Genomic DNA, 13,381 nt, shown 5'->3' with positions numbered 1-13,381 from the left:
TAACAATAATGTCAGGAAAGCCGGTATGGATTACACGCAGTTCGCACTTTCGTTCATAGCGATCACGCTGTTGGCGTTGATTGCCCGCTGGCTCTTTCCCGTGCAAAAGAGCCTGGACGCTGAGCGTGTGCGCCATAACTTTAGCCGCTGCTACCCTGACCTGACGCCAGGTGAAGCCATCATTGCAGAAGACGGTACGGCTGCATTATTACTGATCGCCGCCAGCGAGAAGGAGCTTGGCCTCGTAACCCAGCCCGGTGACCGGGTAGTCTGCCGCCTGCTGACAGCCGCGGATATTGCTGCGCTTGAACGCCAAGATGACCGCCTGTATATCCGTTTTCATGACTTCACCTACCCGGGGCTGTATTTCCTCCTCTCAGGCGACGCACAAGAAAAAGCCTACAACCTTCTGAAAAAGCTTGAAGTGGAGGCGCCACAGCATGCTGCTTAACCTGCCAGAACCAACCGTTATCGCTGTGCCGGCCTTTGTGCTGCTGTGCCTGGCTGAAATGATCTATGGCTGGAAAACCGGCCGTGCCCATTTTGAAAGCAGGGATACCTATACCTCGCTGGTCATGGGCCTGGGCAGTACAGTTTCCGGTGCTCTGACTGCGTCTATTGCTGCCATCAGCGCCTACTGGATCTGGGACAATCTGAGGCTCTTCGACCTCGGCCAGGCACCTTGGGTGTTCGTGCTCGCCTTCGTGCTCGATGACTTCGCCTATTACTGGCTACACCGCTACGGCCATCGCGTGCGCTGGATGTGGGCCGCACATGTCACCCATCATTCCAGCCAGCATTACAACCTGACGACCGCACTGAGACAGACCTGGACCGGCCAATTCACGCCCGGCGCCCTGTTTAAGATCCCGCTGATCATTCTCGGGGTGCACCCGGCCATTATCCTGTTCGTTGCCGGCATCAACCTCATTTACCAATTCTGGGTCCATACCGAGGCGATAAGGCGCATGCCACGCTGGTTTGAGGCAATCATGAACACCCCAAGCCACCACCGTGTCCATCACGCCAACAACCCGCAATATCTGGACTCCAACTATGCTGGTGTCTTTATCATTTGGGACAAGCTGTTCGGCACCTTCGTGCCCGAAGACGATGCCGAGCCCGTACGCTACGGCCTCGTGCACGATCTGGGCACCTTCAACCCGCTGCGGGTTGCCTTCCATGAATGGTGGGGCATTATCAAGGACATCAGGGGGGCCAGGACCCTGCACGACAAATTCATGTTTCTCTTTGCTCCACCGGGCTGGACACCAGACGGCAGCCGCAAGACCAGCGACATGCTCAAGGAAGAATGGCTGGCTCGCCAGCGCGCCGGGAAACGCGGCGCAGAACACCCAGCCGTCGAGTAGAAAAACAGGCCGCCAAACTGGCGGCCTGTTTGTTATGAAAGGCCCATACTACCTTCCAGGCTTCTTGCGAAGCGATGAGCCCAGCAAACGCGCCTAACCTTCAGTGCAAGTCAAAACGGTCGGCGTTCATCACCTGCACCCAGGCTGCAACAAAGTCTTTGACGAACTTCTGGTGATTATCGTCCTGGGCGTAAACCTCGGCGTAGGAGCGCAGTATGGCGTTGGAGCCAAACACCAAATCAACCCGGCTGGCCGTCCAGGCTACCTTGCCAGTATCACGGGCCACAATGTTGTAGCGATTGCTCGCCGTTGGCTGCCACTGGTAGGCCATATCGGTCAGGTTAACGAAAAAGTCGTTGGACAAGACACCAATGCGGTCCGTAAAGACCCCCTCCGGACTGTTGTCATAGTTGGCGCCCAGTACCCGTAAGCCGCCTATCAGTGCCGTCATTTGCGGCGCCGTCAGGCCCATCAGCTGGGCACGGTCAAGTAACAGCTCTTCCGGTTGCACCGCATAATCCTGCTTCAGCCAGTTACGAAAGCCATCATGCACTGGCTCCAGTGGCGCAAAGGATTCGGCGTCGGTCATTGCCTCCGTGGCATCCCCACGGCCCGGCGCAAAGGGCACCGTGATCGCCACCCCGGCATCAGCCGCCGCTTTTTCCACGGCGGCGGTGCCGGCCAGCACAATCAAATCAGCCAGTGATACTGGCTTGGCGAAGTTGTGTTGGATTGCTTCGAGCTCAGCCAGTACTTTTTGTAGCCGTACCGGTTCGTTCCCTTGCCAGTCTTTTTGTGGTGCCAAGCGTATCCTGGCGCCATTGGCACCACCACGAAAGTCCGAGCCACGGAACGTACGGGCACTGTCCCAGGCAGTGGCAACCAGCTCACCAACACGCAAACCGCTGGCCAGGATTTGTGCTTTGAGTTGTGCGATATCGCTAGCGTTGAGATCAGTGTTACCGGCTGGCACCGGATCTTGCCAAATCAGTTCTTCAGCTGGTACGTCCGGCCCCAGGTAACGGCTTTTCGGCCCCATGTCACGGTGCGTCAGCTTGAACCAGGCACGCGCAAAAACGTCTGCGAAGTAGTCCGGATCGTTATAAAAGCGTTCGGCTATCTGCCGATAGGCCGGATCCATTTTCATGGCCATGTCAGCGTCAGTCATGATGGGGTTATGGCGAATGCTGGGGGCTTCCACATCCACTGGCTTGTCTTCTTCCTTGATGTCCACCGGCTCCCACTGCCAGGCACCGGCCGGGCTTTTGGCCAGCTCCCAGTGGTAGTTCAGTAACAAATGAAAGTAGCCGTTATCCCATTGCGTGGGATGGGTAGTCCAGGCACCTTCCAAACCGCTGGTAACGGTGTCGCGGCCGATCCCGCGGCTAACCGTATTGAGCCAGCCCAGGCCCTGCGCATCAACATCTGCCGCCTCGGGCTCAGGGCCGAGGTTATCGGCATTACCATTGCCATGGCATTTGCCGACGGTATGGCCACCAGCGGTAAGCGCGACGGTCTCTTCGTCATTCATGGCCATGCGCTTGAACGTTTCGCGCACATCCTGGGCGGTCTTCAAAGGATCAGGCTGGCCATCAACCCCTTCCGGGTTAACGTAAATCAACCCCATCATTACCGCCGCCAGCGGATTTTCCAGATCACGTTCACCGGAGTAACGGCTGTCGGGGTTGTCACTGGGCGCCAGCCATTCTTTTTCCGAGCCCCAGTACGTGTCTTTTTCCGGGTGCCAGATATCTTCACGGCCGCCGGCAAAGCCGAAGGTTTTCAGGCCCATTGACTCATAAGCCATGGTGCCGGCGAGAATAATCAAATCGGCCCAGGAGAGTTTATTGCCGTACTTTTTCTTAATAGGCCACAGCAGTCGCCGGGCTTTGTCGAGGTTAACGTTGTCAGGCCAGGAATTCAGTGGCGCAAAGCGTTGATTACCTGTGCCAGCACCACCCCGGCCATCGGCAATACGGTAAGAGCCTGCCGCATGCCAGGCCATACGGATCATCAAGCCACCATAATGGCCCCAGTCGGCTGGCCACCAGCTCTGGCTATTGGTCATCAGGGCTTTAAGGTCGGCTTTGACCGCTGCCAGATCCAGCGTTTTGAAGGCTTCTGCATAATTGAAGTCGTCACCCAGTGGGTTGGTCTTGCGGTCATGCTGATGGAGGATGTCGAGATTCAGGGCTTTTGGCCACCACGCCATGGTGTCATTGCCCACCGCCGTATTAGCACCGTGCATCACCGGGCATTTACCGTTACTCATCTTGTCAGTCCTTTTTAGGGTCAGATAACAGGCAGCGCTACCGATGATGTGGGAAATACACGACCGCACCACTGCCGCTTGTGCTTATTTCAAGCTAGCAGGGGTAGCAGGAACCTGCTAAACGGGGATTAACAATAAGAGCAATTGCTTTTAATGATAAAAATGGGGTTTTCTATGGGGGAAAGCGATGAAAACCGCCTGCTGGCGGTTTTCATTAGGCATGCAACAGTTGCTGACCAAACTGACTGAGCGCATTCAGGCCTTGAATATCGTCCTGCTGCAATGGCACCTGTACCCGCGCCAAGGCACCAAGCCTCTCGGCGATGTCATCCAGATGGCGTTGCTGGCGCTCCCGGCGAGCAGCCCAGAAAACACTGTCGTCCGCTGCCGGTAAAACCCGGTTCACCACAGCACCGGCCACGGGAATATGGGCATCTTGCAGGGCATTGACGGCCCGTTCAGTTTCCAGCACCGGTAACCGTTCTGGTGTCAGCACAAACAAAAAGCCAGTGCGTTCGCTATCCGCCAGCAGGTGCCGGGTACGGTGAAATAACCGTTGCCGTTTCAGTAGCGTGTCGGCCAGTTCACGGCCACGATCATCCAGCCCCTCCAAGGCATCCTCGGACGGGTCACCGACCGGGCTGGCGACACTGCGCCCCGGTGTCAGGTGTGACAATACTTCACCGAGTTTTTCCGCCCGCTTGTTGTGTTTGAGCAGGCCTTCTGTCCAGGCCGCCATGACCTCTGGCAGGCTCAACAGCCGCAAGGTATGGCCGGTCGGTGCAGTATCAAAAATCAGCAGGTCGTACTGTTCCAGGCCTTCTTCCATCAACCGTGCCATACGCTCCAGTAGCGCGGCTTCCTGCGCACCCGGTGATTGGCTCGACAACCGCAGCTGGCGCTTCAGTTCACCTACCTGATCGGGGCCGGCATAGCGGCGCATCTGCGCCAAGACCCGTTCCAGATAAGCTTCCACTTCGGCATCCGGGTCCAGTTCCAGGCCAGTGAGGTTATTGGCCAAGGCAACCGGTTTGCCACCGATGGGGCGGTCGAAGGCGTCAGCCAGGCTGTGCGCCGGATCGGTAGAAATCACCAGCACCTTACGCCCAGCTTCGGCCGCTGCTACTGCCAAAGCGGCCGAGACGGTGGTTTTACCCACGCCGCCTTTGCCGCCAACCAGCAGTAGCCGTTTGTCTGTCAGTAGTTGCTTTAACATCAGCAGCACCGAAAGTTATCAAGAGGGGAACGCTCCATGCCCATGCGTTTATGCCAGGCATGGAAACGTTCAAGTAGCAGCGGCTGCAGTTCCAGGCAGTACCAGGAAGCAGGATTTGGCACCCCCATCATTTCCGAGAACACCAGCAGCATGAACAGATCTTCTTCATCCCGCTTGGCCCGGGCAATGGCGGCACGGTAGGGGGCGTTATAATACTGCGCCCCCAGCGTACTGGCTTTTTGATACCAAAACCGCAGCCGTGCGAAGGTCTCTTTCATCAGACCTTGGCCTCGGCTTTGCGTTTTTCGTCACGCAGGGCACCGATACATTCCAAGGTCACCAGCACCGCTGCCACCAGCACCACGATATCCAGCCCCAGCAGGAACCACTTACCACCGGTATAAAAGCCCTTCAATTGCAGCAGCAGCGCTGCCAGGGTCATCACCAGCAGGAACACCAGCGGTGCCATGACATAAATCGCCGGGCGCTTGCGGCGCACCAGCATGACGGCAATCACCAGCAGCGTCAGACCGGCCAACAACTGGTTGGTGGTACCGAACAATGGCCAGATCAGCAAGCCGCCGGAGCCATCCGCACCGCCGGCGCCAAAGGCCAGCACCAGGCAGCTCACAACCGCCAGACTGGTAGCAGCAAAGGGCTTGCCCATCCACTTGATGTCGTAGATCTCACCCCATTCCTGGAAGATATAGCGTTGCAGGCGCAAGCCGGTATCCATGGTGGTTCCGGCAAACAGCGCCGCCATCACCGTCAGCATAGTGGCGGCAACGGTACTGTCCATACCGGTACCCGCACTGAGAATGCTGGCGCCGCCTTGCACAAAGGCCACCAGGCTGCCTTTACCAAAGGCGGTGTATACCGCTTGCCAGTCAGCCAGTGAGGCAAAACCCGCCGTTGCAGCAATGATGGCTGCCAGCGCCAGCGCACCTTCACCAACAGAGCCAAAGTAACCGACAAAACGGGCATCGGTTTCTTTGTTGAGCTGTTTGGATGTGGTGCCGGATGCCACCAAGCCATGGAAGCCGGAGATAGCGCCACAGGCTATGGTCACAAACAATAACGGCACCATCGACGGCGTTCCGGCCGGTACATTGGTGTTAATCATTGGGGCGACCACGGTCGGGTTGGCAATCAGTACCGCTCCATAAAGCAGGATCAAGCCCACAAACAGCTGCAGACCGTTGATATAGTCCCGCGGTTGCAATAAAACCCAGACCGGCAGCAACGAGGCAATGGCCGCGTAAGCAAACAAAATCAGGATCCATACCGCTGACGGCGATAAGCCGATCACGGAATCAGGTAGCGTTACCGGTACCGACGGCCCCATGTAGATCAACCAGTAAAGCACCGCAACACCGACAACCGACACCAGCCCCAGGCCCATTTTAAAGCGGTAGATCAACTGGCCAATAACCAGTGCCACCGCAATAGCGCCCCACACCGGCAATACCGAACCGGGCGTGTTGATCAGCAGCTTGGCGATAACGACGCCGAAGACGGCGTTAACCATCAACAGCACCAGGAAAATCACGATCATAAAGACCGCACGGGCCCGTTTGCCGACCACTTCTCCGGTCAGGGCGCCGACCGACTTGGCCTTGTTGCGCACACTGGCCCAGACGGCGCCGAAGTCATGCACACCGGCAAAGAAGATGGTACCGAGAGTGACCCACAAGAAGGCTGGTAACCAGCCCCAGATCACCGCAATGGCGGGCCCGACAATAGGCGCAGCACCGGCTACGGAAGTAAAGTGATGGCCCCAGAGTACAAATTTGTTGGTGGGGACGAAGTCCACACCGTCTTCAAATTCGTGGGCGGGGGTTTGAAATTGTTCTTCGAGTTGGTAGACGTGCTTGGCAATGAACTTGGAATAGACGAAATAGCCCAGGGCCATACCACCTAACCCCAATACCAGCAATACGATGGCGCTCATGAGCAGTCCTCATTGTTTTGCGTGTTATGTGGCTGTCCGGGAGCCAGCAAGTGTACTCCCGCCACCATCGTCTGCACATTTTATGAACAACACAATGCGACTTTTGGCTATATCAGGTAAACCTACTTCACAGTTTCCATTGCGGCCAGAGGTAAACGGATCAACACACATAACCCGCCAAGATCGCCATCACTGAGGTGGATCTCGCCTTCATAGGAGTCGACAATTTTCTTGATGATCGCCAGCCCCAGGCCCGAACCGTGGGTGCCGCGGGCTTTATCGCCCCGTTCGAAAGGTTGAAACAGCCGGGCCCGCTCTTCAGCAACAATACCGGGGCCATTATCATCTACCTGTAATTCCAGCCATTGCTGATCGTCACTGAGGCGGGCAGCCACCAGTGCTTCCCCGTTACCATAGCGTTCGGCATTTTCCAGCAGGTTGTATACCAGCCGTTTGATGGCCAGTGGCCGCACCCGCATGGCAGGCAAAGTCCGGCACTGCAAGGCTGCATTAAGCGGCCGATCGGTAAAAGCACTGACAGCATCTTCCACCAAAGCACACACGTCAGTGAGCTGCGGTTCGTCTTCACGATCCTGGCGAACATAGGCGATGAACTGGTCAATGATGGCGTTCATGTCATCTATATCGCTGGCAATACCTTCTTTGAGGTACTGCTCATCATCTCCCATCATTTCCGAGGCCAGGCGGATGCGGGTCAGTGGCGTACGTAAATCATGGGAAATACCGGCCATCAGCAACGCCCGGTCTTCTTCTAGTTGGGCAACACCGCGTGCCATCCGGTTAAAGGCCCGGGTCACCGACTGGATCTCACTGGCGCCTTCATCTACCGGCAAGGGCGGTGGCTGTTCACCACGACCAACACTGCGGGCAGCGCCTTCTAAGCGTTTTAGCGGTCGGTTCAAGCGCCGGGCAAATAACCAGCCACCGAGCACCGACAAGATACCTATGACTCCGAGATAAATGGGTAACGGCGAAAAACGGGCACTGTCAAAGCCAGACAGCGGCACTCGCAGCCAGTAACGGGGCGCCATGGGGGTTTTTACCCAGATATCGAGATTCTTGCCCTGGCTTATTCGCACGTCAGTAGGGCCGCCCAATTCCCGGCCTAACTCACTGGACAGGTAGTTGTAGTGCTTCGCCTGGCCAAGGCCGGCACGCATTGCCGCTTCCTTGCTGTAAATCTCAATACCGGTGGCTTCAAAGAAGCGCTTTTTCATTTCCGGTGACAGGTGCAGCCGCTTGCGGCCGTTCAGCGGCTCATCGATGAACACCACTTTCACCTGCTTGGCCAACAGATCATTGATCTGGTCATAGCTGGGCTTGATCACATACAGCGCGACAATGACGTAACTGACCAGCTGATTAACCAGCAACATCGCTGCCAGCAGTGCGACTGTCTGCCCGAATGCCGAGCGCGGCAGTAGCCTCATGGCCGCTCGCTGCCGTCCGGCACAAAGACATAACCCAGGCCCCAAACGGTCTGAATATAACGGGGGTGGGCCGGATCCGGCTCAATCATGCGCCGGAGCCGAGACACCTGTACGTCAATAGAGCGTTCCAGGGCGGAATAGTCACGGCCTCGGGCCAGGTTCATCAATTTGTCCCGGGACAACGGCTCCCGTGGGTGGCTGACCAGCGCCTTGAGTACGGCAAACTCACCGGAGGTCAGCGACATCAGCTTTTCGCCATGAAACATTTCCCGGGTGCCAAGGTTAAGCCGGAACTCACCAAAAGAGATTTCCGCTTCCTTGGCTGACGGCGCTCCAGGCAGTTCACTGGTGCGGCGCCGCAATACCGCACGAATGCGGGCCAGCAGTTCGCGCGGGTTAAAGGGTTTGGCCAAATAGTCATCAGCGCCCAGTTCCAGGCCGATAATGCGGTCCACTTCATCGCCTTTGGCGGTCAGCATCACAATGGGGATTTGCTGTTCATGGCCGCGCAGCCGTTTACAGATAGCCAAGCCATCTTCACCAGGCAGCATCAGATCCAGCACCATCAGATGAAAATTTTCCCGCTCCAGTAACCGGTCCATTTGTTCAGCATTGGCCACGGCCCGCACCTGAAAGCCTTGCTCAACCAGGTAGCGCTCCAGCAGCGACCGTAGCCGCATGTCATCATCAACAACCAGAATTTTGGTGGTTTCCTGTCCCATGCTTTTGTTCTCCACAGACCCTGGCACCACTATAAAAAGTTGCGCTCATCCCTGCCTGGCTTCTTTTGTTACAAAGGGTTTATAACGCCGGTCAGCATCACGGCTGACTCAGTGCTCATAGTGAATACTGACAACATACCACTGGCGTACCCCTTCCGGAGTACGCACTGTGACCTCCTCGTCAACGGCCTTTTTCAATAGCGCCCGGGCCATCGGGGCATCGATAGAAATGTAATCTTTGCGGCCATAGATCTCGTCCGGCCCAACGATGCGAAAACGGCGCAGCTCACCGGCTTCATTTTCCACTTCCACCCAGGCCCCAAAAAACACCCGGCCATCTTGCTGTGGTGAGTAATCCACCACGCGCACCTGCTCCAGGCGCTTGCGTAAAAAGCGCACCCGCCGGTCAATTTCCCGCAGCCGTTTCTTGTTGTACTGGTAATCGGCATTTTCGCTGCGATCACCGAGGCTAGCCGCCCAGGCAACTTTTTTGGTGACCTCTGGGCGCTCATCACGCCACAGGTGATCTAGCTCCGTTTTCAGGGCATTAAAGCCATCACGGGTGATCAGATTAGTTTTCATCTTGGCTCCAAACGCAAAAGCGCACCCGAAGGTGCGCTTCACTATGGCGCTTTTTTAGCGCGAACCACTTAACCAATCAAGCGGTGATCAGTCTTTGGTACGTTTGATACCCATGGCACCCAGTACGTATTTCTCGTAGATAGGTTCGGACGTACCGCGCTTGATTTTGTAGAGGAAGTACTTCTCAAACGCAATCTTGGCCAAGTGCACCCATTTACCCATGGATGTCCAGTTGGTGTTGCGGGGCGGGTTTTGCGGCAAGGCTACGAAAGCCGCGCCGGTATCACCCATATCTGCCAGGCAGATCGCGTTCAGCGTCGGATGTACATCCGGTTCCTTGCCACTTTCCATCTGCATGATATTTTCAACAATGGCAGTGGTCATGGATTCGATCATAAAACCGGTCTTCGGTGCTCCCGTCGGTACCGGCGTGTTTTCCAGCGGCGCAATGGCCACACAGACACCCGCGGCAAAGATATTGTGGTACTTGGGTGAACGCTGGAATTGGTCAGTGATTACAAAACCTTTGGGGTTACAAAGCTCTGGCACCGCAGCAATGGCTTCTGAACCACGGAACGGCGGTAGGAACATCGCCATGTTGAAGTCCAGTTCGTGGGTAAACTCAGTCTCACCCTTACGATCCACTTCCTCAACGTGGGCTTTGCCCTGCTCGAATTCCTTGATTTTGGCGTTACAGATCCATTTGATCCCGCGCTCACGGAACTCATGCTCCATCAGGTGCTTGGAATCACCAACGCCCCCCAGGCCCATGTGGCCAACATAGGGTTCGCTGGTCACAAAGGTGATTGGCACCTGGTCACGCATTTTTTTCTTACGCAAGGCGCCTTCAAGCGACAACACATATTCGTAAGCCGGGCCAAAGCAGCTGGCTCCCTGCATTGCCCCAACCACCACCGGGCCAGGTTTTTTCAGCAGTTCTTCGTATGCTTCATGGGCCTTAACAGCGTGATCAGCAGTACAAATGGACTGGGTGTAGCCCCCTTCCGGGCCAGAACCAGGTACAGCTTCAAAAGCCAACCGTGGGCCGGAACAGATCACCAGATATTCATATTCAATTTTACTGTCATCACCCAAGGTCAGTAACTTGGCTTCAGCATCAATGTGGGTGACCCCTGCCGGTGAGAACTGGATGTTGCGTTTTTCCAGGTACTTACCCGCATCCATAACCACCTGGTCACGGGTACGCTCACCCAAGGCAATCCAGGGATTGGACGGCACAAACTGGAACTCGGAACCTTCACCGATGACTACCACTTGGTAGTCCTTCTTGTTGAACTTCTGACGCAGCTCGAAGGCAATCGACATACCGCCGATACCGGCGCCGATGACGGCGATTGTTTTCATTATATCCCCCAATACTCATACCCCTATAGGTATGCAGACTGTAGAAAGTTTGAGCCCGTTTGGCAAGTAACAGCTTATTTATCGCCGGTATGCACGCCAAAACAACGTTCGCCATGGCCAACAGCCATGGCACAATGTCGGCATAGATCGCACCAACACAATGCATAAGCATGATTAATAAAAAAATAGCTGAGGAACTGGGTGTTCGCGAACAACAAGTACAGGCCGCGGTTGCCTTGCTTGATGACGGCGCAACCGTGCCTTTTGTTGCCCGTTACCGTAAAGAAGTGACCGGAGGCCTAGATGATACCCAGCTACGTCATCTGGAGTCTCGGCTAGGCTACCTGCGGGAACTGGAAGACCGCCGTGACGCTATTGTCCGCAGTGTCGACGAACAGGGTAAGTTAACCGACAAACTCAAGGCTCAATTGCTGGCAGCTGACAGCAAAACCCTGTTGGAAGAACTCTACCTGCCTTACAAGCCGAAGCGGCGCACCAAAGGTCAAATCGCCATCGAACAAGGACTGGAGCCATTGGCTGACGCCTTGTTCCATGACGCCAGTAGCGACCCGCAAAACCTGGCCAGCGAATACCTCAACGAACAGGTTGCCGATCCCAAGGCCGCACTGGATGGGGCCCGCTACATTCTGATGGAACGCTTTGCCGAAGAGGCCGCGCTGCTGGAAAAAGTGCGCCATCACCTGTGGCAAAACGCACTGTTGGAGTCACGGGTTATTGCCGGGAAAGAGCAACAAGGCAGCAAATTTTCTGATTATTTTGAACACAGTGAGCCCCTGGCCCGGGTGCCGTCACATCGGGCTTTAGCCATGCTGCGGGGCCGTAATGAAGGGGTATTGACATTAACCATCAATGCTGACCCTGGCCAGCCAGAAGGTGAGCGCGGCTCTTATTGCGAAGTTCTTATCGCTCGGCATTTCGGCCTTGAACTGGGCGACAGCCCGCGTGATTGTTGGTTACAACAAGTGGTGAGCTGGACCTGGCGCATCAAGATCGCCATGTACATGGAAACCGAGCTGATGGGGCGGGTGCGCGAAGCTGCCGAAGCCGAGGCTATCAAGGTCTTTGCCGATAACCTCAAGGATCTGCTGATGGCCGCCCCGGCTGGCCCGAAAGTGGTGATGGGGCTGGATCCGGGTATTCGTACCGGCGTCAAAGTGGCACTGGTGGATGACACCGGTAAGGTACTGGGTACCGCCACCATTTACCCCTTTGAACCCAAGCGCCAGTATGCTCAGTCAATGGCGGCGCTGGAGCAGCTATGCCGCCGCTTTCAGGTGGACTTGATTGCTATTGGTAATGGCACCGCCAGCCGTGAAACTGACCGCCTCGTGGCAGAGATGCTGAAAAAGGCTGGCGACCTCAACACCACTAAAATCATGGTCAGTGAAGCCGGGGCCTCGGTGTATTCCGCTTCCGAAGTCGCCGCTGCAGAGTTTCCCGATCTGGATGTTTCACTGCGGGGCGCCGTTTCCATCGCCCGGCGGTTACAGGATCCTCTGGCCGAACTGGTCAAAATTGACCCGAAGTCAATCGGGGTAGGCCAGTACCAGCATGACGTCAATCAAAGCCAGTTGGCCAAAATGCTGGATGCCGTGGTGGAAGACTGCGTTAACGCTGTTGGCGTCGATCTCAATACCGCCTCGGCGCCGTTGCTGGCCCGGGTATCGGGCCTCAACAATACCCTGGCCGGCAATCTGGTCAATTGGCGTAATGACAATGGCGCTTTTACCAGCCGCAAGGATTTGCTGAAAGTACCGCGCCTGGGGCCAAAGGCCTTTGAACAATGCGCTGGCTTCTTACGCATCATGCAAGGCCGTAACCCGCTGGATGCCTCAGGCGTACACCCGGAAGCCTATCCGGTGGTGGAAAAAATCACCGCCCAGACCGGTAAACCGGCGGCCGCCCTGATTGGCCACGCTGACGTACTGAAGAAGCTACGCCCCGGCGACTTTGTGGATGAACAGTTCGGCTTACCGACCGTCAGCGATATTCTCAAAGAACTGGAGAAACCTGGCCGTGACCCCCGCCCGGAGTTTAAAACTGCCAGCTTTGCCGATGGCGTTGAAACCCTGGCCGACCTCAAGCCCGGCATGGTACTTGAAGGGGTGGTAACAAACGTGACGAACTTTGGCGCCTTTGTCGATATCGGCGTCCATCAGGACGGCCTGGTTCATATCAGTGCCATGAGCGAACGGCGTATCAATGACCCGCGCGAGCTGGTCAAAGCCGGCCTGGTGGTGAAAGTGAAAGTGCTGGATGTGGACATCGAGCGAAAGCGCATTGCCCTGACCATGCGTTTGTCAGACGAAGCCCGACCACAAGTACGCTCAGAAAGTCGCCAGCGGCCGCAACCAAAGGTCAAATCTCCCGCACACGACAGCAGTAACTCAGCGATGGCTGATGCCTTAAAAGCCGCCATGAAGCGCTAAAA

At 56.2% G+C, this 13,381-nt stretch carries 11 protein-coding genes; 3 read left to right on the top strand and 8 right to left on the bottom strand.

What is annotated here, in order from left to right; genetic code table 11:
* Window positions 1–25 precede the first annotated feature (25 nt).
* Both WDB70_RS00690 and WDB70_RS00685 read left to right on the top strand, forming a co-directional pair.
* Window positions 26–451, top strand: coding sequence for a hypothetical protein (locus WDB70_RS00690; protein WP_406665626.1), 426 nt, complete (start codon window positions 26–28; stop codon window positions 449–451).
* The gene (locus WDB70_RS00685; protein ID WP_406665624.1) at window positions 441–1,370 is read left to right on the top strand and encodes a sterol desaturase family protein; all 930 of its coding nucleotides are present in this window, start codon (window positions 441–443) and stop codon (window positions 1,368–1,370) included. The genes WDB70_RS00690 and WDB70_RS00685 overlap by 11 nt, the downstream gene beginning before the upstream one ends.
* Window positions 1,371–1,470: 100 nt before the next feature.
* Here the strand turns inward: WDB70_RS00685 and katG are convergent, their stop codons facing one another.
* The 8 genes from katG to WDB70_RS00645 all read right to left on the bottom strand — a co-directional run bounded on the left by katG (window position 1,471) and on the right by WDB70_RS00645 (window position 10,929).
* Window positions 1,471–3,642 (bottom strand): catalase/peroxidase HPI, encoded by a 2,172-nt coding sequence (katG, locus tag WDB70_RS00680; RefSeq protein WP_406665622.1) that lies wholly within the window; start codon window positions 3,640–3,642, stop codon window positions 1,471–1,473.
* Window positions 3,643–3,856: 214 nt separating this feature from the next.
* Window positions 3,857–4,858, bottom strand: coding sequence for an ArsA family ATPase (locus WDB70_RS00675; RefSeq protein ID WP_406665620.1), 1,002 nt, complete (start codon window positions 4,856–4,858; stop codon window positions 3,857–3,859).
* Window positions 4,858–5,136 carry a cory-CC-star protein gene (locus tag WDB70_RS00670; RefSeq protein ID WP_406665618.1) on the bottom strand — a complete coding sequence of 93 codons (279 nt, stop codon included), beginning with the start codon at window positions 5,134–5,136 and terminating at the stop codon, window positions 4,858–4,860. The genes WDB70_RS00675 and WDB70_RS00670 overlap by 1 nt, the downstream gene beginning before the upstream one ends.
* Window positions 5,136–6,809 carry a carbon starvation protein A gene (locus WDB70_RS00665; protein WP_406665616.1) on the bottom strand — a complete coding sequence of 558 codons (1,674 nt, stop codon included), beginning with the start codon at window positions 6,807–6,809 and terminating at the stop codon, window positions 5,136–5,138. The genes WDB70_RS00670 and WDB70_RS00665 overlap by 1 nt, the downstream gene beginning before the upstream one ends.
* 122 nt (window positions 6,810–6,931) lie before the next feature.
* The gene (gene envZ / locus WDB70_RS00660; protein ID WP_406665614.1) at window positions 6,932–8,260 is read right to left on the bottom strand and encodes a two-component system sensor histidine kinase EnvZ; all 1,329 of its coding nucleotides are present in this window, start codon (window positions 8,258–8,260) and stop codon (window positions 6,932–6,934) included.
* The gene (ompR, locus tag WDB70_RS00655) at window positions 8,257–8,982 is read right to left on the bottom strand and encodes a two-component system response regulator OmpR (protein ID WP_406665612.1); all 726 of its coding nucleotides are present in this window, start codon (window positions 8,980–8,982) and stop codon (window positions 8,257–8,259) included. Before ompR ends, envZ begins: the two co-directional genes overlap by 4 nt.
* Window positions 8,983–9,090: 108 nt before the next feature.
* A complete protein-coding gene (greB, locus tag WDB70_RS00650; RefSeq protein WP_406665610.1) occupies window positions 9,091–9,564 on the bottom strand; it encodes a transcription elongation factor GreB in 474 nt (157 codons plus the stop codon).
* 87 nt (window positions 9,565–9,651) lie between these two features.
* A complete protein-coding gene (locus tag WDB70_RS00645) occupies window positions 9,652–10,929 on the bottom strand; it encodes an NAD(P)/FAD-dependent oxidoreductase (RefSeq protein WP_406665608.1) in 1,278 nt (425 codons plus the stop codon).
* Window positions 10,930–11,099: 170 nt separating this feature from the next.
* Here WDB70_RS00645 and WDB70_RS00640 point away from each other — a divergent pair, with 170 nt between their 5' ends.
* A complete protein-coding gene (locus tag WDB70_RS00640; RefSeq protein WP_406665606.1) occupies window positions 11,100–13,379 on the top strand; it encodes a Tex family protein in 2,280 nt (759 codons plus the stop codon).
* The last annotated feature ends 2 nt before the right edge of the window (window positions 13,380–13,381 follow it).

Origin of the sequence: Gallaecimonas aegicerasi, from assembly GCF_045291545.1 — a bacterium.
In the GTDB taxonomy this organism is placed as follows: Bacteria; Pseudomonadota; Gammaproteobacteria; order Enterobacterales; family Gallaecimonadaceae; genus Gallaecimonas.
The sequence above is the reverse complement of the archived record's forward strand: the minus strand, read 5'-3'. Positions and strand labels throughout refer to the sequence as shown.